A 22255-nucleotide genomic window follows, 5' to 3' on the forward strand; every position below is an offset into this window, starting at 1 on the left:
GGCCGACGGGGCCGGGGTCGGCCTCGTCGGCTCAATAGGTCCAGCGCCGGCCCTAATAGGTCCAGCGCTGGGCCTTCGCGACGAGGAAGTCGCGGAACGCCTGGACGCGGGCCACCGAGCGCATCTCCTCGGCATAGACGAGGTAGCTCTCCATGTGCGGCATCTCGGTCTCGCGCATGACCTGCACCAGCCCCGCCTGACCCTCCGCCGCGTAGTCGGGCAGGATGCCGATGCCGGCGCCGGTATCGATGGCCTGCTGCAGGGCGGTGATGTTGTTCACCGTGAAGTGGATCGTCCGGCGCTCCTGGCCCTCGCGGCCGACGGTGGAGAGCCAGTGCGTCGCCAGCAGGTAGGACGGCTCGTTGCCGCCGAACGAGACCAGGCGGTGGTTGTCGAGGTCGGCGATGGATTTCGGCTCGCCGAAGCGCTTGACGTAATCCTGAGACGCGAAGGCGTGGTAGTGCACCGTGAACAGCCGCCGCTGGATCAGGTCCGGCTGAGCCGGGCGCCGCATGCGGATGGCCACGTCCGCCTCGCGCATGGCCAGATCGAGCTCCTCGTTGGTGAGGATGAGCTCGACGCGCACGTCCGGGTAGAGATCGAGGAATTCGGCGATTCGCTGGGCAAGCCAGGCGGTGCCGAGACCGACCGTCGTCGTCACCTTGAGGTCGCCGGTCGGCCGCTCGCTCGTCTCGACCAGGCGCGCCTTGGTGTTCTCGAGGCGCAGCTTCATGTCGCGCGCCGCGCGGAACAGCAGGTCGCCCTGCTCGGTCAGGATCAGGCCGCGGGCGTGGCGGTGGAACAGCGGCGCCTTCAACTCGCGCTCGAGGGCGCTGATCTGTCGGCTCACGGCCGACTGGCTCAGGCCGATGTCGTCGCCCGCGCGCGTGAAGCTGCCGGCTTCCGCGACGTTGAGGAAGATGCGGATCTTGTCCCAGTCCAAGGCGTCCACTCCCATACGCAACCCGACGCCGGCTGATCATGCCTCCCGTCCCGCCGAGCCGCGATCCGGACACCCATGCCAGGCCCGATCGACTCGACCCGCCCGGGACGCGCGGAGCGCGGGAGGGGTGGGCCTCGAGTCATGCGGGTGGCGCCGACGGCGCATGCCGTCAGCGCTTAGGTTAGTGATTCGACCTTGCGATTGTCTTGACGCCGCGCGCAAGACGCATGGCGCCGTCGTCCGCCGGAATTTTCCTATTCTGCGGCCGCTTGCTGGGGTGTTTCGCCGACTTCGAGGGCGGCTAAGTACTTCTCGGCGTCCAGAGCAGCCATGCACCCCATGCCGGCGGCGGTTATCGCCTGACGGTAGACGTCGTCGGTGACGTCGCCCGCCGCGTAGACGCCGGGGATCGCCGTATGGGTCGTGCCCGGCGCGGTGTCGATGTAGCCGCCATCGCGCATGGCGAGCTGACCCTCGAAGATCCCGGTGGCCGGCTGGTGGCCGATGGCGATGAACACGCCGTCGGTCCTGCGCTCGGTGATCTCGCCGGTGCGGGTGTCCTTGAGGCGGACATGGGTCACGGACGGCGGCTTCTCGCTGCCGCAGATCTCCTCGACCGCGTGGTGCCACACCACCTCGACATTCGGATGCTTGAACAGCCGCTCCTGCAGGATGCGCTCGGCGCGGAACTCGCCGCGGCGGTGGACGACGATGACCTTGGCGGCCAGATTGGCGAGGTAGAGCGCCTCCTCCACGGCGGTGTTGCCGCCGCCGACCACCACGACCTCCTTGCCCCGGAAGAAGAAGCCGTCGCAGGTGGCGCAGGCCGAGACGCCGAAGCCTTGGAACTTGGCCTCGGAGGGAAGGCCGAGCCACTTCGCCTGGGCGCCGGTGGCGATGATCACGGCGTCGGCCGAGTAGGTCTCGCCGGAATCGGCCTCGAGCCGGAACGGCCGGACGTTCAGATCGACCCTGGTGATGTACTCGGACACGATCCTGGTGCCGACGTGCTCGGCCTGAAGGCGCATCTGCTCCATCAGCCAGGGACCCTGGATCGCCTCGGCGAAGCCCGGGTAGTTCTCGACGTCCGTGGTGATCATCAGCTGCCCGCCGGGCTGGAAGCCCGAGATCATGAGCGGTTCGACCATGGCGCGGGCGGCGTAGATCGCGGCGGTGTAGCCGGCGGGACCCGAGCCGATGATGATGAGTTTGGAGTGGGTGTGCGCCATCGCTCTCGTCTCCTTCAGGCCCATCGCGCGCGGTGATCGGCATAGGCCTTGGCCATCGCGCCTGCGATGACGGGGGTCGCATCCAGGGGCCGGTAGTGCAGTTCCTCGAGGCGGCCGACGAAGGGCTTCAGGGCCCCCGCCATCGCGAGTCCGGCGAAGAGCCGCCTGTGACGGATATAGGTCTTCGGCAGGTCGAACAGGAGAACCGGTGTGCCGGTGCTCACGGCCTCGCCAACCATGTTCGACGAATCCGACGTGACGACGATCGAATCGGCGATCGCCAGCATCGGAACATAGGGGTTCGGGCTGCCGCCGTCCCAGAAGAAGCCGCCCTTGGTCGCGACCATGGTCCGCAGGGCGTCCCGCAGGTTCTGCGGCGTGCGCCGGGACACGGTGACCATCAGCGAGCAGCCGCCGTCGGTCAGCTTGTCGAGGTCGCGCAGGAGCCGGCGCATGTCCGCCGGGCGATAGCTGAGATGCCGGCTGTCGCCGCCGACCAGCACCGCGATCCGGGGCCAGGGCAGCGCGGACAGGCGGGGGTCGGCGTTGGCGCGGGCCTCGGCCAGGCGCTCCGGCGTGACCTGGTGCGGCGGCGTCAGCGTCGTGAAGACGTTGGGTCCGCGCAGGTCGTCGTAATCGGGCACCCAGATGAAGTTCGCCGCATCGTGCCCGATGCGCGGATCCTTCAGGAACGCCGTGAAGGTCCGGCCCTGCGAGGCGGCCCGCACCGCGCGCAGGTACGGCACGGACCGGCGTCCCGAGGCGATCAGCAGGTCGGGGAGGGGGCCGGCGAGGACGCCGCGGGGGCCGCCCGCCCGGTCCCGCGGATCGGTCGGGCCCCAGGGCGCCATCCAGCCGAAGGGCGGACGCGGTGCGATCCGACGGATCTCGAACGGCAGGCCGAGGGTTTCGGCGAGGCCAATGCACTGGTTCTCGTCGCCCGCCTTGCCGTCGGTGACGATCCAGGTCCTGGCCTGGGCGAGTTCGGGGAGCGGCGCGGAGGTGCCGGTGGGGGAGGGCATCGCGGACGCTGCCGACATCAGGTGATCCAGGTCAATCCTCGGGCGAAATCATCCGCGGCGCCGTCCACCTAATCCGCGGGCAGGGCGCGCCGCAGCCACCCCGCATAGTGCTGGGCGATGGCGGTCAACCGCCGGCGCTCGGAATCCGGGTCGTACCAGGCGCCGCCCGAACTCGCCGGGACGGCGGAGAGCTGCGGGTGGCGGGCGAGGATTTCGCCTCGGCGCCCGACGAGAAGGGCCTCGCCGTCGAGGTAGTCGCTCTGGGTCCCGCCGCCGAGACGCCCGCGTCCGCCGTCGCCCCCGGCATAGGGATTGATCGACAGGCCCTTGATCCGAACCAGCAGGACGGGACCGCGGCCGCCGAGCCGGTCGGCGAACTCCGTCCGTAGGGCGGCGAGCAGGTCCTCACGCAGATCGAGGGCGGGGGTGCCGCCGCCGAGGGCGATCAGCGGCCGGACATCGACCTGGATGCCGGAGAGCCGCTCGCCCCCGAGGCTCGGCAGCCCTTCGGCCCGGGCCGCTCCGAGCAGCGCGACGAGACCGAGCAGCGGCCCCGCCGCCCGGAGGAATCCCGGCCGCATCGGCGACTCAGCCGCCGTACTGGACGGCGACGACCTCGTAGGACTTGCCGCCGCCCGGCGTCGTCACCTCGACGGTATCGCCGACGCCCTTGCCGATCAGCGCGCGGGCGATCGGGGAGGTGATGGAGACCAGGCCGGACCGCACGTCCGCCTCCGGCTCGCCGACGAGCTGATAGGTCTTCTCCTCCTCGGTGTCCTCGTCGAGGAGCTTCACCGTGGCGCCGAACTTGATCTTCGTGCCCGAGAGCTTGGAAACGTCGATCACCTCCGCGCGCGAGATCATGCTCTCCAGTTCCAGGACGCGGCCCTCGTTATGGGACTGCGCCTCCTTGGCGGCATGGTACTCGGCGTTCTCCGACAGGTCGCCGAGGGCGCGGGCCTCGGCGATGGCCTGGATGATCCGCTGGCGCTCCACCTGCTGGCGGTGCTTCAACTCCTCCTCCAGCGCTGCGTAACCGCGCACCGTCATCGGAACCTTGTCTATCGTCATCGTCTCGCGCCACAATGAATAAGCCCGGCCGGAGCATGTCGCTCCTTCCGGGCCAGAGTAAATTACTCCCGAACCGCCAACAACACGGCTTCCGATCAACACGGAATCCGCGCGAGAATTCAGGCCGCGAAGTATTCCTGCAAGGCGCGGACCTTGAGATCGCCTCCAAGATAGGCCTTGATCCCTTCGGCCGCCGCCATCGCTCCTGCAAGAGTGGTGTAGTACGGCACTTTATGCAAGAGGGCGGCCCGCCGGAGCGAGCGCGAGTCCGACAGTGCGCCGGCGCCCTCGGTGGTGTTGAAGACGAGCTGGATGTCGCCGTTCTTGATCGAGTCGACGACGTGCGGCCGGCCTTCCAGGACCTTGTTCACCCGCTCCGTCGGGACGCCCTCGTCGGCGAGGAAGCGCTGGGTGCCCCCCGTCGCGACGATCGAGAAGCCCAGTTCCGAGAGCAGGCGGATCGCCGGCAGGATGCGCTCCTTGTCGGCGTCGCGCACCGACACGAACACCGCGCCGCCCTTCGGAACCAGGGTGCCCGAGCCGAGCTGGCTCTTGGCGAAGGCGACGCCGAAGCTCGAATCGAGGCCGATGACCTCGCCGGTGGACCGCATCTCGGGGCCGAGCAGCACGTCGACGCCGGGGAAGCGGGCGAAGGGGAACACCGCCTCCTTGACGGCGATGTGATCCAGGACCTTCGCCTTCAGGCCGAAGCTCGCCAGCGACTCGCCGGCCATGACGCGGGCGGCGATCTTCGCGATCGGATCCCCGATGACCTTGGCGACGAAGGGCACCGTGCGCGAGGCGCGCGGATTCACCTCCAGCACGTAGATCGTGCCGTCCTTGATCGCGTACTGCACGTTCATCAGGCCGCCGACCTTCAGGGCCAAGGCCATGGCCCGGGTCTGCCGCTCCAGCTCGGCGACGATCTCCGGCGAGAGTGAGCGCGAGGGCAGCGAGCAGGCGGAATCGCCCGAGTGGATGCCCGCCTCCTCGATGTGCTCCATGATGCCGGCGATGAAGACGTCCTTGCCGTCGCAGATGGCGTCGACGTCGATCTCGGTGGCGTCCGACAGGTAGCGGTCGAACAGGAGCGGGTTCTTGCCCAGCACCGTGTTGATCTGCCCCGTCTTGTCGTTGGGGTAGCGCGCCTTGACGTCCGAGGGGATCAGGCTCGGCAGGGTGTCGAGCAGGTAGTCGGCGAACTGCGCCTCGTCGCGGATGATCGCCATGGCGCGGCCGCCCAGCACGTAGCTCGGGCGCACCACGAAGGGCAGGCCGAGATCGGAGGCGATGAGTCGGCTCTGCTCCACCGAGTAGGCGATGCCGTTCTTGGGCTGCTTCATGCCGAGCTTGTCGAGGAGGCGCTTGAACTGGTCGCGGTCCTCGGCGAGGTCGATGGCATCCGGCGAGGTGCCGAGGATCGGCACGCCGGCAGCCTCCAGGGCGCGCGCCAGCTTCAGCGGGGTCTGTCCGCCGAACTGCACGATGACGCCGTGGAGCGTCCCGGCCTGGCGCTCGGTCTCGATGATCTCGAGGACGTCCTCCTGGGTCAGCGGCTCGAAATAGAGCCGGTCGGAGGTATCGTAGTCGGTCGAGACCGTCTCCGGGTTGCAGTTGACCATGATGGTCTCGTAACCGGCCTCGGACAGCGCGAAGCAGGCGTGGCAGCAGCAATAGTCGAACTCGATGCCCTGGCCGATCCGGTTCGGGCCGCCGCCGAGGATGATCACCTTCCTGGCGTCGGTCGGCCGGGCCTCGTCCACCACCGTGCCGGCGAAGGGCGCCACGTAGGTCGAGTACATGTAGGCGGTCGGGGCCTGGAACTCGGCCGCGCAGGTGTCGATGCGCTTGAACACCGGGCGCACGTTAAGGGCCCGGCGCGCCGCCCGTACGCTGTCCTCGTCGGTCTTGGCGAGCACGGCGAGACGGGCATCCGAGAAGCCGGCGGCCTTGAGCTGGCGCAACGCCCCGGGGGTGTTCGGGATGCCGTGCGCCTTGACGCGATTCTCCAGGTCGATGATCGCCTGGAGCTGCTCCAGGAACCACGGGTCGATCTTGCAGGAGGCGTAGACCTCCTCGTGGCTGACGCCGAGGCGCAGCGCCTGGCCGACCTTCAGCAGCCGGTCGGGCGTCGGCGTGCCGAGCGCCGCCTTGATCGCGTTGTGGTCGTCGCCCTTGCCCAGGCCCTCGATCTCGATCTCGTCGAGGCCGGTCAGGCCGGTCTCCAGGGAACGCAGGGCCTTCTGGAGCGATTCGGCGAAGCAGCGGCCGATCGCCATGGCCTCGCCCACCGACTTCATGGCGGTGGTCAGGGTCGGCTCGGCACCGGGAAACTTCTCGAAGGCGAAGCGCGGGATCTTCGTGACGACGTAGTCGATCGAGGGCTCGAACGAGGCCGGGGTGGCGCCGCCGGTGATGTCGTTGGCGATCTCGTCGAGGGTGTAGCCGACGGCCAACTTGGCCGCGACCTTGGCGATGGGGAAGCCCGTGGCCTTGGACGCCAGGGCCGACGACCGCGAGACGCGCGGGTTCATCTCGATGACGATCATCCGGCCCGTGGCCGGGTCGATGGCGAACTGCACGTTCGAGCCGCCGGTCTCGACGCCGATCTCGCGCAGCACCGCCAGGGACGCGTCGCGCATCACCTGGTATTCCTTGTCCGTCAGCGTCAGGGCCGGCGCGACAGTGATGGAATCGCCGGTGTGGACGCCCATCGGGTCGATGTTTTCGATGGAGCAGACGATGATGCAGTTGTCGTTCTTATCGCGAACGACCTCCATCTCGTATTCCTTCCAGCCGAGGACGCTCTCCTCGATCAGGACCTCGTTCGTCGGCGAGGCGTCGATGCCGCGCTCGACGATGTCGAGGAACTCTTCCCGGTTGTAGGCGATGCCGCCGCCGGTGCCGCCCATGGTGAAGGAGGGGCGGATGATCGCCGGAAGGCCGACCTCGGCGAGCGCGATCAGCGCCTGCCCGATGGCGTGTTCGCCGTAGCGCTTGCGCCGCTCGGACTCGCCCCGGTGCCAGGTCTTCTCGAAGGCCGCGAGCGCGGCGGCCCGGGCTTCGCCCTCGTTCGCCGCCTCGATGCGGGCGATCTCGGCGAGGTACTTCGCGCGGTCGGCCTTCTTGGCCGCCGAGGCGTTGGCGAGCGCCGATTTCGGCGTCTCCAGGCCGATCTTCGTCATCGCGTCGCGGAAGAGGTGGCGGTCCTCCGCCTTGTCGATCGCCTCGGTGGTGGCGCCGATCATCTGGACGTCGAACTTCTCCAGAACGCCCATCTTCTTGAGGGACAGGGCGCAGTTCAGCGCCGTCTGGCCGCCCATTGTGGGGAGCAGGGCGAAGCCGCCCGGAACGACGTGGCGCTCCTTCTCGATGATCTTGGCCACGATCTCGGGCGTGATCGGCTCGACGTAGGTGGCGTCCGCCATGTCCGGGTCGGTCATGATCGTGGCCGGGTTCGAATTCACCAGCACGATCCGGTAGCCCTCTTCGCGGAGAGCCTTGCAAGCCTGGGTGCCGGAATAATCGAACTCGCAGGCCTGACCGATGACGATCGGCCCCGCACCGATGATCAGGATCGAGGATATGTCGGTGCGTTTCGGCATCGGGCGCCTTGGCTGCAAGCACGCGCGCCCGGCCAGGCGCGGTGCCGGAGAAACGGCACGGGCCTGGGGGCGCTAGCGGCGTGGATTATCGTTGATCTTGGCACTTACACGCAGCTCGCTTCCATTGGAAGGGCGCGGGTTACCGGTGAAGCGCCGGCGGGTCTCAGAAGCCGAGATAGAGGGCCGAGACCGCGCGATCGATGGACAGGTAGAACACACCGAAGGCGACGACGGCCGCCGCGGCGAATTCGAGGGCTGCATTGGAGAGAGTCTGGCTGCGGCGCAGCATCTCGCGGCCGAAATACAGGCCGATCCAGGCCAGAGTCATCACCACCGGCATCGCGAAGAGGAAGGACCAGGTGCTCTCGACCCGGTCGAGGCCCGTCGTGGGGTCGATCAGCGCCCGGATGTTGCGGACCCACGGGGCGTAGCAGGCCGAGGTCAGCGCGGTCATCCACGCGAGGCTCACGGCGACGCCGAGATGGAACGTGAAGAGGCGATGCAGGCGCGAGAAGTCGTCGCGCGCGTCGTCGAACGTCATGTGGAAAATCCCCGGCAAGCGTCGGAATCGACCCGGCGACGATCTTCGAACGCCGTCCTTAGCGGGCCGTTAACGATGCCGGGATGCTCCGGAATGCCGGATTTTTTGTGACGGAGCGGGAACCTTTTCGCGGTTCGCATCGCAGACGTGCAGGGCAGCCCTGCAGGTGCCGCGGCGCGCCGGGCGGGTGTCGCCCCGTCCGGCCGCGACGGATCAGTCGGCCGTGGTGACCAGGGTCTCGGGCTTGCCGGCCTTCATCAGGGCGACGAAGCGCTCGAACAGGTAGTGGCTGTCGCGCGGCCCGGGCGACGCCTCCGGGTGATGCTGCACCGAGAATGCCGGGCGGTCCGTGAGGGTGAGGCCGCAATTCGAGCCGTCGAACAGCGAGACATGCGTCTCGAGCGCGGTCTCGGGCAGGCTCGCCGGGTCCACCGCGAAGCCATGGTTCATCGAGACGATCTCGACCTTGCCGGTGGTCTTGTCCTTCACCGGATGGTTCGCGCCGTGGTGGCCCTGCGCCATCTTCACGGTGCGGCCACCCAGCGCGAGGCCCATCAGCTGGTGCCCGAGGCAGATGCCGAAGGTGGGCACCTTTTCCTGCAGCAGCGCCCGGATCACCGGGACTGCGTACGCGCCGGTGGCGGCTGGGTCGCCGGGCCCGTTCGACAGGAACACGCCGTCCGGTTTCATCGCCATGATCTCTTCGGCCGTCGTCGTGGCGGGCACCACCGTGACGTCGCAGCCGGCCTCGGCCAGCAGGCGCAGGATGTTGCGTTTCACGCCGTAGTCGATCGCCACAACCTTCAAGCCGGTGCCGGGCTTGCGGTCGCCGTACCCGGTCTTCACGCCCCAGGTGGTCTGCGACCATTCCGAGCGCGCGCGGCTGGTCACCGGCGGCACGAGGTCGAGACCCTCCATCGGCGCGAGCGCTGCGGCGCGGGCCTTCAGGGCCTCGCGGTCGAAGCGCCCCTCCGGATCGTTGGCGATGACCGCGTTCGGCATGCCGTGGTCACGGATCAGCGCGGTCAGCGCCCGGGTGTCGACCCCGGTGATTCCGACGATACCCCGGGCCTTGAGCCAGGAATCGAGGTGGCTCGACGAGCGCCAGTTCGACGGGTTGGTGACGGCGGACGCGATCACGGTGCCGCGCACCCCGGAGGCCGGCGCCGCGTCGAGGCTCTCGAGGTCCTCGTCGTTGGTGCCGGTGTTGCCGATATGCGGGAAGGTGAAGGTGACGATCTGGCCGGCATAGGACGGGTCGGTCAGGATCTCCTGGTAGCCGGTCATCGCGGTGTTGAAGCAGACCTCGCCGTCGGCGATTCCGGTCTGGCCGATGCCGAATCCCTCCAGCACGGTCCCGTCCGCCAGGACCAGGAGGGCGGTGGCCAGGGGCTCGGCCCAGGGAGCGGGGGGCGCGGGCACGGCAGGCGTGTGGACGCCTTCATCTTGCAGCATCGGCGTGATCTCGCTTATGTCCGGCCGATCCCGGCGCCGTGAGCGGCGCGTGCGGGCGGCTTGTCGTGCGGCGCTCATAGCGAGCGTGCCGCGTTAGGGTCAATGTGGCCCTGGCGTCGGCGCGTCTCAAGAACCCCGGTTCGCGCAGCAATTCGCAGACCACGCCCTCGATCCGCCGTCCGGGGTCCCGCTTTTTCAGGAGTCACACGATGCTGCGCGCCCGTCTCACCACCGAGATGAAGGAAGCCATGAAGGCCGGCGACAAGGCGAAGCTCGCCACCGTCCGGATGATCCAGGCCGCCCTGAAGGACAAGGACATCGAGGCGCGCGGCCTCGGCAAGGAGCCGGCCTCCGAGGAAGAGATCCTCGCGCTCCTCCAGAAGATGATCAAGCAGCGCAACGAATCGGCCGCGGTCTACGACCAGGGCGGGCGGCCCGAGCTCGCCGAGAACGAGCGCAACGAGGTCGCGATCATCGCGGGCTTCCTGCCCCAGCAGATGGACGAGGCCGAGACCCGGGCGGCGATCGACAAGGCCGTGGCCGAGGTGGGCGCCGCCGGTCCCAAGGACATGGGCAAGGTCATCGCCGCGCTGAAGGGCGCCTATGCCGGCCGCATGGACTTCGCCAAGGCGAGCGGCCTCGTGAAGGAGGCACTGAACGCCAAGGCGTGAGGGCGTCCCGGCGCCGCGCGTCGGCGTTGGGGACTCTTTAAGCCTGGTCCGCTAGTATCGGCGGCCGCAGAGGTCCGGTTCTTGCCGTGCGTTACCCGCCCCACATCCTCGAAGAGATCCGTGCGCGCCTGCCCGCATCCGACATCGTGGGGCGGCGCGTCCGGCTGAAGAAAGCGGGCCGCGAGTGGCGCGGCCTGTCGCCGTTCAATGCCGAGAAATCGCCGTCGTTCTACGTGAACGACCAGAAGCAGTTCTATCACTGCTTCTCCTCCGGCAAGCACGGCGACGTCTTCACCTTCCTGATGGAGACCGAGGGCCTGAGCTTCCCCGAGGCGGTGGAGCGCCTGGCGGCGGAAGCCGGCGTGACCCTGCCGGCGCCGAGCGCCGATGCCCGCGAGCAGGAGACCAAGCGTGCCGGCGCCTTCGAGGTCATGGAGATGGCTGCGGCCTTCTTCGAGGAGCAGCTGCGCGGCCGTGCCGGCACCGAAGCGCGTGCCTATCTCGACCGGCGCCAGCTCGGCCCGGAGATCCGGAGCCGCTTTCGCCTCGGCTACGCGCCGGGCGACCGCTATGCCCTGCGCGACCATCTCGCCGCCAAGGATGTCGACCGGGACCTGATGATCGAGCTCGGCCTGCTCGTGGCCGGCGAGGACATCCGTGTGCCCTACGACAAGTTCCGTGACCGGGTGATGTTTCCGATCGCCGATCCGCGCGGGCGCGTCATCGCCTTCGGCGGCCGGGCGATGCAGAAGGACGCCAAGGCGAAGTACATGAACTCGCCGGAGACGCCGCTCTTCCACAAGGGCCAGCTGCTCTACAACCTGCACCAGGCCCGCAAGCCCGCCCATGACCGCGGCGTGATCATCGCCGTCGAGGGCTACGTCGACGTCATCGCCATGACCCTGGCTGGCCATCCCAACGCAGTGGCCGGCCTCGGCACGGCGCTCACCGAGGAGCAGATCGGCCTGCTGTGGCGCAATGCCGACGAGCCGATCCTCTGCTTCGACGGCGACGGGGCCGGCCAGCGGGCTGCCTTCAAGGCCCTCGACGTCGCGCTGCCCGGCCTGACGCCGGGCAAGTCCCTGCGCTTCGCCATGCTGCCCGAGGGGCAGGATCCCGACGATCTCCTGCGCGCCGAGGGCAAGTCGGCCATCGACCGAGTGCTCGATGCGGCCCGCCCCCTGGTCGAGGTGCTGTGGTCGCGCGCCACCGACGGCGCTTCCCTCGATACCCCCGAGCGGCGGGCCGGCCTCGCAAAGTCGCTGCGCGAGATGGTCGCCTCCATCCGCGACGAGACCGTGCGGGGGTTCTACCGCGACGAGATCGAGGGGCGCCTGCGCGCCCTGTCGCCCCAGGCCGCCTCCGGACGCCGCGGCCCCTGGGAACCGCGGACGGGCGCGGCGCGGCCTGCCTTCCCGCGCACGCCCCGGCCCGGTGATCCGCCGCCCTCGCCGACTTTCCACGGCCGGGCTAGCAATAATCTGGCGCAGTCTGCCGGCTTCAACGGGGCTCAATCGATTAGGGAAGGCATGATCGTTGGAGCGCTCCTCACACATCCATCCCTACTGGACGAATGGGCTGAGCAGTTTTCCGAACTCGATTTTGAAAATGAAGACGCTCGCTCAATCCAGACTTTTCTGCTCGATGCTGTGTCTGAAGCCACGCATTTAGATCCCGAAGTTGTGGAAAGCCGTCTGCAGCGCGCGAAACTGGAGCACGCTGCTGAACGCGTTCGAGCGCTGGGTCGAAGGAAAGATCCGAAAGCACTTGACGTGCATGCCGATCCTGTGCGTCTCGAAGACGCATTGCGTCAGGCCGTGATCTTGCACCGCAAGTCTGGAGCGCTAAATAGCGAACTCCGCTTGGCTGAGCGGGCCCTGGTCGAGGACGAGACGGAGGCGAACTTCGCTTGGCTGTGCGACGTGAAGGCCCGTATGGCCGTCATCGCTGGTGCGGAGGCGGACGAAGTGGTGCCGGATGCGGATGAGGCATCGGCACCCTGAAACCTGCGCCGCGAACGAATTCGGTCGCCTTTGGCGGCTCATGGTTAACAATCGGTCAAGCGTCTCGCTTGCATACCGGGATCTGACATCGACGCGGCTGTCGCTTCGGCGGTCCGCACATCACATGCATTTCAGCGTCGACGACGCGGAGTGAGCGACACGCTCCCGCGCGGCGCTGACACGACAACCATAGGCGGACCATGGCGACGAAGGCAACGGAACGGGACGAGACGGATGCTGCGCCGGAGCAACAGACCGACGGGCCGCTCCTCGATCTGACGGATGCCTCCGTCAAGCGGATGGTGAAGCTCGCCAAGAAGCGCGGCTACATCACCTACGAGGAGATCAACGAGGTTCTGCCCGACGGCCAGTCCGACCCCGACCAGATCGAGGACGTGCTGTCGCAGCTCTCCGAGATGGGCATCAACGTCGTCGAGGCCGAGGAGACCGAGGAGACGACCGAGGCCAAGGCCAAGGGCGACGACGAGGACGAGGAGGGCGCGGAGGGGACGGAGGTCGCCGAGATCGCGCCCGCCAAGCCCCTCGCCGTGCGCGAGACCACCGCCAAGGAGCCGACCGACCGCACGGACGATCCCGTGCGCATGTACCTGCGCGAGATGGGCTCGGTGGAGCTCCTGTCCCGCGAGGGCGAGATCGCCATCGCCAAGCGGATCGAGGCCGGGCGCGAAGCGATGATCGCCGGGCTTTGCGAGAGCCCGCTGACCTTCCAGGCCATCATCATCTGGCGCGACGAGCTCGTCGACGGCCGGGTGCTCCTGCGCGAGATCATCGACCTCGAAGCTACCTATGCGGGCCCCGACGCGAAGAACGCGATGCAGATCGCCGACGGCGCCGAGGAGAGCGAGGAATCCGAGGGAGAGACGCCGGCGCCGCCCGAGGGCGACGACGAGGACGACATGGAGAACAACGTCTCCCTGGCGGCCATGGAGACGGAGATCAAGCCGCGCGTCCTCGAGACGTTCGACAACATCGCCAACAATTACCGCAAGCTGCGCAAGCTGCAGATCGAGCATGCCGAGCTCAAGGCCGCGGGCGGCAGCCGTACCGATGCGCAGGAGCGCAAGCAGGACGAGCTGAAGGACGCCGTCGTCACCGACGTGAAGTCGCTCTCCCTCAACGCCAACCGCATCGAGGCCCTGGTCGAGCAGCTCTACGACATCAACAAGCGCCTCATCTCCCACGAGGGCCGCCTGATGCGCTACGCCGAGAGCCACGGCGTCGCCCGCGACGAGTTCCTGCGCCACTACCAGGGCTGGGAGCTCGATCCGAACTGGATGGAGCGCGTCGGCAGCCTCGGCGGCCGCGGCTGGAAGAACCTCGTCGAGAAGGGCTCGAACGAGGTCGCCCGCCTGCGCGAGCAGATCCTGACCCTCGCCTCGGAGACGGGCCTGGAGATCGGCGAGTACCGCAAGATCGTCAACATGGTCCAGAAGGGCGAGCGCGAAGCCCGCCAGGCCAAGAAGGAGATGATCGAGGCCAACCTCCGCCTCGTGATCTCGATCGCCAAGAAGTACACCAACCGCGGCCTGCAGTTCCTGGACCTGATCCAGGAGGGCAATATAGGCCTGATGAAGGCCGTCGATAAGTTCGAATATCGTCGCGGCTACAAGTTCTCGACCTACGCCACCTGGTGGATCCGTCAGGCGATCACCCGCTCGATCGCCGATCAGGCCCGCACCATCCGCATTCCGGTGCACATGATCGAGACGATCAACAAGATCGTCCGCACCTCGCGCCAGATGCTGCACGAGATCGGCCGCGAGCCGACTCCGGAGGAACTGGCCGAGAAGCTGGCGATGCCGCTGGAGAAGGTGCGCAAGGTCCTCAAGATCGCCAAGGAGCCGATCTCCCTGGAGACGCCCATCGGTGACGAGGAGGACAGCCACCTCGGCGACTTCATCGAGGACAAGAACGTCGTCCTGCCGATCGACGCGGCGATCCAGTCGAACCTGCGCGAGACGACCACGCGCGTGCTCGCCTCGCTCACGCCCCGCGAGGAGCGCGTGCTGCGCATGCGCTTCGGCATCGGCATGAACACCGACCACACCCTCGAGGAGGTCGGCCAGCAATTCTCGGTGACCCGCGAGCGTATCCGTCAGATCGAGGCGAAGGCCTTGCGCAAGCTCAAGCACCCGAGCCGGTCGCGCAAGCTCCGGAGCTTCCTCGACAACTGAGGTATTCGATCGCGCCGGCTCGGCCCGGTGCCCCGATCTTTCGAAAGAGCCGGCTCCCCTTGGGGCCGGCTCTTTCCTTTCGATGATGGTGCACGTTGCCGACACAGGAACGAGACAGCATCCGGCGCTGCGCGGGCGCCGGGTCTGTCACCGGAGACCAGTCGTCGACGCGACAGGCGAAACCCGTGTCGCCAGTTTGGCGTCGATGTTCGACGTCTGGTCTGCGCGGTTGAAGCGGTCACGCCCGCACGATACTCACAAAACCCGAACGGTCGCCGTTGCCGGACGCCGCTTCCCAACCCACCTTGGCCATATGCTCGATCGAGGCCCGCCCCAGCCTTCCCCCACCGCCGAAGCCGATGGCTCGGAGGCGGCCGATGTCCCGTTCGGCGCGCTTCAGGAGTGCGTGGCCCTGCGCGACTGGCTTCTGAGCGAGGGCGCCCGGATGCCGAAGGCCGAAGAGCTGCTCTCCGGCCTCGCCGAGCGTCTGATCCGGCTCGATGTGCCGGTCGATCGGGCCACCACCGCCATCGATGCCCTGCATTCCGAGTATTCCGGCGTCGGTCGGTTCTGGACCCGCGAGGCGGGCTCCTCCGTCCGCCTGTTCCCGCACGGGGAAGCTTCCGACAAGGCCTACCGCGAAAGCCCGTTCTTCCGCGTCCACGAGACCGGCGAGTGGCTGATCCTCGACCTCGCCGAGACGCCCGACGATGCCTTCGCGGTGATCCCCGACCTGAAGGCGGAGGGCTACCGGTACTACATCGTCGCGCCGCTGTTCTTCACCAACGGGACCCGCAACGGGATCTCGTTCGCCACCCGGTCCGAACTCGGTTTTCGCGATGAGGACGTGGCGATCCTGCGTTTCATCATGCCGACGCTGGCCGCCGTCATGGAGATGCGCAGCGTCAACAAGCAGCTGGATCACGTCCTTCGGATCTATGTCGGGGACGAACCGCACAAGGCGATCCTCGGCGGCTCCATCCGGCGCGGGCACGTCCAGCGCATCCGCTCGGCGATCCTGTTCGCGGACATGCGCGACTACACCCGCATCTCCGCCGACATGACACCGGAGGAGGCGGTCGACCTCCTGAACATCTTCTTCGACTGCCTGGTGCCGGCCATCGAGCGCGAGGGCGGCGAGGTCCTGAAATATCTCGGCGATGGCCTGCTGGCGATCTTTCGCGAGCCTGGGGACGACCTCGGCGGCGCCGCGAAAGGGGCACTCACGGCCTCGCAGAGTGCCATGGCGGCGCTGGCCGAGGCCAACGCACTCGGCCGGTTCGCCAATCCGGTCGCGGCCGGCATCGCCCTGCATCACGGCGAGGCCGCCTACGGCAATGTGGGTTCGGGCGCGCGCCTCGACTTCACCGTGATCGGGCGTGACGTGAACCTCGCCAGCCGCGTCGCCCGCCTGAACCGGACGCTGGGCGAGCCGATCCTGATGACGAAGCCCTTCGTCGACTTCCTCTGGGACATGCCGGAACCCCTGGGCGAACACGCCCTCGACGGCTTCGCCGAACCGATGGGCGTCTATCGTCCCGTGCGTCCACCGGCCTCGTGAATCGCAGGCGGGCCGAAGCGCCCCTGGGGATTGACCCGGGCGCAGGGACGGCCCACATCAAGGGCGTTCCAGGGAGATCCCCGGCAAGGGGCTGAGAAACCGATGGCCGTCCGTTCGCGGATGGCGGCGCGGAAATCCTTCGAACCTGACCCGGTTCATACCGGCGTAGGGATTGGACCGCGGGTTTCTCCACGAGCCCGGCACGCTTCACCGTTCGAAGCTGCAGCCCCACCAATCTCGACGCTGTAGCGGAGATTGCGTTGGACGTGACCCCGAACTCCTTCCTCAACCTGCGACGGACGCACGGTGCAGCGCCGCCGGCCGCCACGGTCCCGGCGCGCAGCGACGTGGTCGTGGTCGGCGCCGGCCTGATCGGCCTGTCCGCCGCCTGGCGCCTGGCGCAGGGCGGGCGCTCCGTGACCGTCCTGGAGCGCGACACCGTCGGCGCCGGGGCGAGCCTCGCCGCCACCGGCATGCTGGCTCCCGCCGCCGAGCACGAACCCGGCTCGGACCCGTTGCTGCCCCTGGCGCTGGAGAGCCTGTCGCGCTGGCCGGGTTTTCGCGATGCGCTCGAGCAAGCGGCGGGTCTCGACATCGACTACCGGGAGGAGGGCACCCTGGTGCTCGCCATCGGCCGCGACGAGGTCGAGCGCCTGCGCTTCCGCCACGACCTCCAGAAGCGCTCCGGCCTCGACGCGCGCTGGCTGAGCGGCCCCGAAGTCCGGGCCCGCGAGCCGCGCCTGCGCCCGGCCGTCACCGCTGGCCTGTTCTGCCCGCACGACCATCAGGTCGATCCGAGCCGGGTGATGGCCGCCCTCGTGCGCGCCTGCCTCGCCGCCGGCGTCGCCATCGTCGAGGGCTGCGCGGTGGAGGGCCTCGACTGGACCGCCGGCCGGGTCACCGGCGTGCGCACGGGCCAGGGGCTGACCCGGGCCGACACCGTCGTGCTCGCCTCCGGCGCCTGGAGCGGGGAGGCGGGCCTCCTGCCCGACCATCTCGCCCTGCCGGTCCGCCCCTTGCGCGGACAGTCCCTCGCACTGCGGACCACCGCCCGCACCGGCACCCTCGCCCATATGGTCTGGACCGAGCAGGTCCACATGGCGCCGAAGTCCGACGGGCATCTCATCGTCGGTGCGACGGTGGAGGATTGCGGATTCCTGCCCGGTGTCACGGCCGGCGGACTCTACGCGTTGCTGGAGGGCGCCCGCCGGGTCCTGCCCGGCATCGAGGAGATGGCGGTCGAGGCGGTCTGGAGTGGCTTCCGACCGACCTCGGACGACGATGCGCCAATCATCGACGCCCTGGCGCCCGGCCTCGTCGTGGCCACGGGGCACCACCGCAACGGCTACCTGCTGGCCCCTGCCACCGCCGACGCCGTGGCCGCATTGATCGCCGAAGGGGCACTGCCGGATTACGCGCGCCAGTTCGGCCGAGCCCGCTTCGCGTCGGCACCGCAAAGGGCCTTCGCATGAAGCTCACCGTCAACGGAGAGGCCCGCGAGAGCGCCGCTGCCGACCTCGATGCCCTGTTCCGGGAGGAGGCCGAGGAGACCGGCATCGACAGCCCGCAGGGCATCGCCATCGCGCTCAACGGCGCCGTGGTCCGCCGCCGCGACTGGGCCGCCACCGCCCTCAGCGACGGCGACCGGGTCGAGATCGTTCGTGCCATGCAGGGCGGATAGGTGATTGGATGAGACATTTGGCCAGGTGGATGGGATGGCTGGGAGGCCAGAAATGACCGAGTTCGCGAACGACACCGATGCTCTGGTGATCGGAGGCGTGAGCCTGGGCTCGCGCCTGTTCATCGGCACCGCCGGCTACCCGACCCAGAGCATCCTCTTCGATGCGGTGGCGGCCTCCGGGGCCGAGGTGGTCACGGCCTCGATCCGCCGCGTCTCGCTCCAGGGGCACGGCTCGGACACCCTGCGCCGGCTGAAGGGGCACCGCGTCCTGCCCAACACCGCCGGCTGCGAGACCGCCCGCGACGCGATCATGACCGCCGAACTCGCCCGCGAGGCCCTCGACACGAACTGGATCAAGGTCGAGGTCATCGGCGACCGTGAGACGCTCTATCCCGACGTGGCCGAGCTGCTGGAGGCCTGCCGCCACCTCGTCGACGACGGCTTCACCGTGCTGCCCTATTGCAACGACGATCCGGTGGTCTGCCAGCGCCTCGCCGATCTCGGCTGCGCCGCCGTGATGCCCATGGGCTCGCTGATCGGCTCCGGCATGGGCGTGGCCAACCCGGCCAACCTCGAGCTGATCTGCCGGCGCTCGCCCGTGCCGGTGATCGTCGATGCCGGCATCGGCACCGCCTCCGACGCGGTGATCGCCATGGAGCTCGGCGCCGCCGGCTGCCTCCTCAACACGGCGGTCGCCAAGGCCGACGATCCCGTGCGGATGGCCCGCGCCATGCGCGCCGCCGTTCAGGCCGGCCGGGATGCCTACCTGGCTGGCCGCATCCCGAAGCGGGGCCGGGCCGAGCCGTCGAGCCCGCAGCTCGGGCTCGTGGGCTCGTGAACCGGCCGGCGGCCGGCGCGCCCGCTCCCGCCGGCACGCTGCGATGAGCGAGCTGCCGTCGCGGCTACTGGTGGTGACCGACAGGTCCGCGACCGACTTGCCGGACGTCGCCGCCCGGCACCTCCACGACACCCTCGCGCGCCTCCTGCGGGCCGGCGCCCGCTGGATCTGGTTTCGCGAGCGGGACCTCGCGCCGGAGGCGCGGCGCGCGCTGGCCCGTGACGTCGTTCGCCTGGTGAAGGCCGAAGGCGGCGCGCTGACGATCGGCGCCGATGTGGCGCTCGCCGCCGAGCTCGGCGCCGACGGCGTCCATCTGCCCGGCGGAACGAATGCGGCTGAACTCGCCGAGGCCCGTCGGCGCCTGCCGGACGGCTGGATCGGAGTGTCGGCGCATGCGCCGGACGAGGTCGCGATGGCGGCGCGTGCCGGTGCAGACTACGCCACCCTCAGCCCCATCTTTCCCACCCCGAGCAAGCCGGGCTACGGTCCGGCCCTCGGGCCGGAAGCGATCCGGATCGCGACCGGATTCGGCATGCCGGTGATCGCCCTCGGGGGCATCACGGTCGATCGCGTGGAGGCCTGCCGTTCCGCCGGTGCCGCCGGCGTCGCGGTGATGGGCGCGCTGATGCGCCCCCCGGATCCGACGGCCGCGGCGCGCGCCTATCTGGCCCGCCTCGCTGCGGGATCCGGCGAGCGGAGATGAACAGGGAGCCGGCACATGTGGGGCCAGAACCGTTTCCTCGAACGCGTGCCGGTGCGGCACCCGATCATCCAGGCGCCGATGATCGGACCCAAGCCGGCGCTCGCCGCCAGCGTGAGCGCGGCGGGCGGCCTCGGCTCCCTGGCCTGCGCGGCGATGAATCCGGATGCCGTGCGCAGCGAGGCCGCGGCGATCCGGGCCAGGACGGATGCCCCGTTCAACCTCAACTTCTTCTGCCACGTGCCGGAAACGCCGGATGCGGTGCGCGACGCCGCCTGGCGCAGCCGCCTCGCGCCCTATTACGCTGAGTTCGGCCTGGATCCGGCGGCGCCGATCACCATGGCGCAGCGGGCGCCCTTCGATTCGGCGATGCTCGCGGTCGTCGCCGAGGTCCGGCCGGCGGTGGTGAGCTTCCATTTCGGCCTGCCGGAGGCTTCGCTCCTCGACCGCGTCCGGGCGCTCGGCTGCCTCGTTCTCTCCTCCGCCACCACCGTGCGGGAAGCGCGCTGGCTCGCCGAGCGCGGGGTCGACGCGATCATCGCGCAGGGAGCCGAGGCGGGCGGGCATCGCGGCCTGTTCCTCGGCAGCGATCCCGCGACGCAGGTCGGCACGATGGCGCTGGTGCCCCAGGTGGTCGACGCGGTGGACGTGCCCGTCATCGCGGCCGGGGGCATCGCCGATGCGCGCGGCATCGCCGCCGCCTTCATGCTCGGCGCCTCGGCCGTCCAACTGGGGACAGCCTATCTCCGCTGCACCGAGGCCGGCCTCTCGCTGCCGCACCGCGAGGCCCTGCGCCGGGCGCGCGACGAGGACACGACCATTACCAACGTGCTGACGGGCAAGCCCGCCCGGGGCCTCGTGAATCGCGTCATCCGCGAACTCGGCCCGTTGCGGGCCGATGCGCCGGTCTTCCCCACCGCCGCCATCGGCCTCCAGCCCCTTCGGATCGAGGCCGAGCGGCGCGGTTCGGGCGACTTCTCGCCTCTCTGGGCCGGGCAGGGGGCGCCGCTCGCCCGTGAGACGGATGCGGATAGCCTGACCCTCGCGCTCGCGGAGGGTGCGCTCAGGCTCCTGGGCGGCCCGAGGCGCTGATCACTTCGCGGTCGCCGGGCCGTAGGGCGGCCGGGGGATTGCCCGGTGGGCCGCGCGCAGGGCCGCCGACCAGCGCTCGCGCAGGTCGTGGAAGTAGCTCTCGCCGGCTTCGATCCGGTGGTTCACCTCGAGGTCGAGGGCGTTGCGGCGGGCGACCGCGATGTCGATGGGCAGGCCGACGCCGAGGTTCGACCGCATCGTCGAATCCATCGAGACGAGGCCGACCTTCAGGGCGTCGTAGAGGTCGGTCTCGTACTTCACCGCCCGGTCGAGGATCGGCTTGCCGTACTTGTGCTCGCCGATCTGCAGGAAGGGCGCATCGCCGCTGCACTCGATGAAGTTGCCCGCCGAGTAGATCAGGTAGAGCTTCATCGGATCGGTGCCGATCTGGCCGCCGAACAGCAGCGAGACCGAGAATCTGAGATTGGCCGCCTCGAACCCGGCCTTCTCGATCTCACGGACGCGGCGGATCGCGCGGCCGACGAGCTGCGCCGCCTGGAACATCGTCGGCGCCTCGACGAGCTTCATCTTCGGCTCGCCGGCATCGCCCTCGACCCCCTCGGCCAGCAGGCTGAGCACCGACTGGGTGATCGACAGGTTGCCGGCGGAGGCCAGCATCATCACGCGCTCGCCCGGGACGTTGAAGTGGTGCAGCTTGCGGTAGGTCGAGATGTCGTCGAGCCCGGCATTGGTCCGGGTGTCGGCGATCATCACCAGCCCCTCCTCGACGAGGACACCGACGCAGTAGGTCATGGTGCGGTCTTTCTCGCACGTCCGTCCGCGATCAGGACTGGACGGAAGCCTGTGCCTGCTCGACGCGGAGCGTCACGTCGAGTGTTTCTGTCCCGCCGCCCATGCGGCTGCCACGGATCGGTGCCGCCCCGAGATAGTCGAGGGCGACGGCCACGCGGATATGCGCCTCCGTGGTGGCGATGCCGTGGGCTGCGTCGAAGCCGATCCAGCCGAGGCCCGGCACCAGGGCTTCCGCCCAGGCATGGCCCGAGCCCTGGTCCGCGTCCCGGTCGGTATGGTGGTAGTAGCCGGACACGTAGCGCGTGGGAATCTCGAGGTGGCGCGCTGCCGCGATGAAGAGGTGGGTGACGTCCTGGCAGACGCCCTTCTCCTGAGCGAAGGCCTGGGCCGCGTTGGTGCTGGCGCTGGCTGGACCTGGGACGAAGGCGACCCGCTCGTGCACGGCGGCCAGGAGCCGGTGCAGGCAGGGCAGGGGGGCCGGATCGCCGGCGGCGGCGACCTCCTGCGCGAAGGCCTGGATGGCGTCGTTGGCCAGGGCGAGGTCCGAGTCCCGCAGGTAGAACACGTCGGGCAGGCGCTCGATGGTGCCGCGCACGATGCCATGCATCTCCAGGGTGTCGACCTCGCCGGTGACGCGGATCGACAGCGCCTCGGCCGGCTCGTCCGCCGTGAACCAGTGCACCACGTTGCCGAAGCCGTCCTCGCGCTCGCTCACGCGGCCGTCGACGGAGGGCTCGATGCGCCAGCGCCGGACATACTGCCCGTCATGGTCGCGCGGACGCAGGCGCAGGACCTGGATCAGCCCGCGGGCGGGCTGCTCGTAGGTGTAGTTGGTCTCGTGGAAGACGCGGATTCGCATGCGGCGACCTTTGCGCGGCGTCGGGCCGGGGCCGGC

The 22255-nt window shown here is 69.2% G+C and carries 19 protein-coding genes and 1 riboswitch; of the genes, 9 read left to right on the forward strand and 10 right to left on the reverse strand.

Annotation, left to right across the window (positions count from 1 at the left end; genetic code table 11):
- Positions 1 to 52: 52 nt before the first annotated feature.
- The 8 genes from AC0IWM_RS10980 to carA all read right to left on the reverse strand — a co-directional run bounded on the left by AC0IWM_RS10980 (position 53) and on the right by carA (position 9866).
- Positions 53 to 943 (reverse strand): LysR family transcriptional regulator, encoded by an 891-nt coding sequence (locus tag AC0IWM_RS10980; RefSeq protein ID WP_056467988.1) that lies wholly within the window; start codon positions 941 to 943, stop codon positions 53 to 55.
- 254 nt (positions 944 to 1197) lie between these two features.
- Complete coding sequence (trxB, locus tag AC0IWM_RS10985; protein ID WP_471754897.1) at positions 1198 to 2172, reverse strand: thioredoxin-disulfide reductase; 975 nt, start codon at positions 2170 to 2172, stop codon at positions 1198 to 1200.
- Between the two features lie 14 nt (positions 2173 to 2186).
- Positions 2187 to 3212: a mitochondrial fission ELM1 family protein gene (locus tag AC0IWM_RS10990; RefSeq protein WP_471754899.1), complete on the reverse strand. Its 1026-nt coding sequence runs from the start codon at positions 3210 to 3212 to the stop codon at positions 2187 to 2189.
- Between the two features lie 50 nt (positions 3213 to 3262).
- Positions 3263 to 3775, reverse strand: a complete 513-nt coding sequence (locus AC0IWM_RS10995) for a hypothetical protein (RefSeq protein ID WP_471754901.1) — start codon at positions 3773 to 3775, stop codon at positions 3263 to 3265.
- Positions 3776 to 3782: 7 nt separating this feature from the next.
- Complete coding sequence (gene greA, locus AC0IWM_RS11000) at positions 3783 to 4259, reverse strand: transcription elongation factor GreA (RefSeq protein WP_181017364.1); 477 nt, start codon at positions 4257 to 4259, stop codon at positions 3783 to 3785.
- A 125-nt stretch (positions 4260 to 4384) separates the two neighbouring features.
- On the reverse strand, positions 4385 to 7870 hold the full coding sequence (carB, locus tag AC0IWM_RS11005; protein ID WP_471754903.1) for a carbamoyl-phosphate synthase large subunit: 3486 nt from the start codon (positions 7868 to 7870) through the stop codon (positions 4385 to 4387).
- 163 nt (positions 7871 to 8033) lie between these two features.
- Positions 8034 to 8411 carry a hypothetical protein gene (locus AC0IWM_RS11010; protein WP_471754905.1) on the reverse strand — a complete coding sequence of 126 codons (378 nt, stop codon included), beginning with the start codon at positions 8409 to 8411 and terminating at the stop codon, positions 8034 to 8036.
- Positions 8412 to 8624: 213 nt separating this feature from the next.
- Entirely contained in the window at positions 8625 to 9866 is a 1242-nt protein-coding gene (gene carA, locus AC0IWM_RS11015; protein WP_471754907.1) for a glutamine-hydrolyzing carbamoyl-phosphate synthase small subunit, read from the reverse strand.
- A 209-nt stretch (positions 9867 to 10075) separates the two neighbouring features.
- Between carA and AC0IWM_RS11020 the strand changes: the two genes are divergently transcribed.
- From AC0IWM_RS11020 to AC0IWM_RS11060, 9 genes are all read left to right on the forward strand, one after another.
- Entirely contained in the window at positions 10076 to 10537 is a 462-nt protein-coding gene (locus AC0IWM_RS11020) for a GatB/YqeY domain-containing protein (protein ID WP_056218815.1), read from the forward strand.
- An 86-nt stretch (positions 10538 to 10623) separates the two neighbouring features.
- Positions 10624 to 12540: a DNA primase gene (gene dnaG / locus AC0IWM_RS11025; protein WP_471754909.1), complete on the forward strand. Its 1917-nt coding sequence runs from the start codon at positions 10624 to 10626 to the stop codon at positions 12538 to 12540.
- A 200-nt stretch (positions 12541 to 12740) separates the two neighbouring features.
- On the forward strand, positions 12741 to 14735 hold the full coding sequence (gene rpoD / locus AC0IWM_RS11030; RefSeq protein ID WP_471754911.1) for an RNA polymerase sigma factor RpoD: 1995 nt from the start codon (positions 12741 to 12743) through the stop codon (positions 14733 to 14735).
- A 313-nt stretch (positions 14736 to 15048) separates the two neighbouring features.
- Entirely contained in the window at positions 15049 to 16296 is a 1248-nt protein-coding gene (locus AC0IWM_RS11035) for an adenylate/guanylate cyclase domain-containing protein (RefSeq protein ID WP_471754913.1), read from the forward strand.
- A 61-nt stretch (positions 16297 to 16357) separates the two neighbouring features.
- Positions 16358 to 16486, forward strand: a riboswitch (TPP riboswitch).
- A gap of 76 nt (positions 16487 to 16562) precedes the next feature.
- A complete protein-coding gene (gene thiO, locus AC0IWM_RS11040) occupies positions 16563 to 17768 on the forward strand; it encodes a glycine oxidase ThiO (RefSeq protein WP_471754915.1) in 1206 nt (401 codons plus the stop codon).
- Positions 17765 to 17977, forward strand: coding sequence for a sulfur carrier protein ThiS (gene thiS / locus AC0IWM_RS11045; RefSeq protein ID WP_471754917.1), 213 nt, complete (start codon positions 17765 to 17767; stop codon positions 17975 to 17977). The genes thiO and thiS overlap by 4 nt, the downstream gene beginning before the upstream one ends.
- A 52-nt stretch (positions 17978 to 18029) precedes the next feature.
- On the forward strand, positions 18030 to 18815 hold the full coding sequence (gene thiG / locus AC0IWM_RS11050) for a thiazole synthase (RefSeq protein ID WP_471754919.1): 786 nt from the start codon (positions 18030 to 18032) through the stop codon (positions 18813 to 18815).
- A 43-nt stretch (positions 18816 to 18858) separates the two neighbouring features.
- The gene (locus AC0IWM_RS11055) at positions 18859 to 19518 is read left to right on the forward strand and encodes a thiamine phosphate synthase (protein ID WP_471754921.1); all 660 of its coding nucleotides are present in this window, start codon (positions 18859 to 18861) and stop codon (positions 19516 to 19518) included.
- A 15-nt stretch (positions 19519 to 19533) separates the two neighbouring features.
- Positions 19534 to 20607, forward strand: a complete 1074-nt coding sequence (locus tag AC0IWM_RS11060) for an NAD(P)H-dependent flavin oxidoreductase (RefSeq protein ID WP_471754923.1) — start codon at positions 19534 to 19536, stop codon at positions 20605 to 20607.
- Here the strand turns inward: AC0IWM_RS11060 and AC0IWM_RS11065 are convergent, their stop codons facing one another.
- Together AC0IWM_RS11065 and AC0IWM_RS11070 are read right to left on the reverse strand one after the other, a co-directional pair.
- Positions 20608 to 21360, reverse strand: coding sequence for a proteasome-type protease (locus AC0IWM_RS11065; RefSeq protein WP_056467368.1), 753 nt, complete (start codon positions 21358 to 21360; stop codon positions 20608 to 20610).
- Positions 21361 to 21391: 31 nt separating this feature from the next.
- Entirely contained in the window at positions 21392 to 22219 is an 828-nt protein-coding gene (locus tag AC0IWM_RS11070; RefSeq protein ID WP_056467372.1) for a transglutaminase family protein, read from the reverse strand.
- Between the last annotated feature and the right edge of the window lie 36 nt (positions 22220 to 22255).

The sequence above is a fragment of the Methylobacterium sp. AC433 genome (assembly GCF_979253015.1).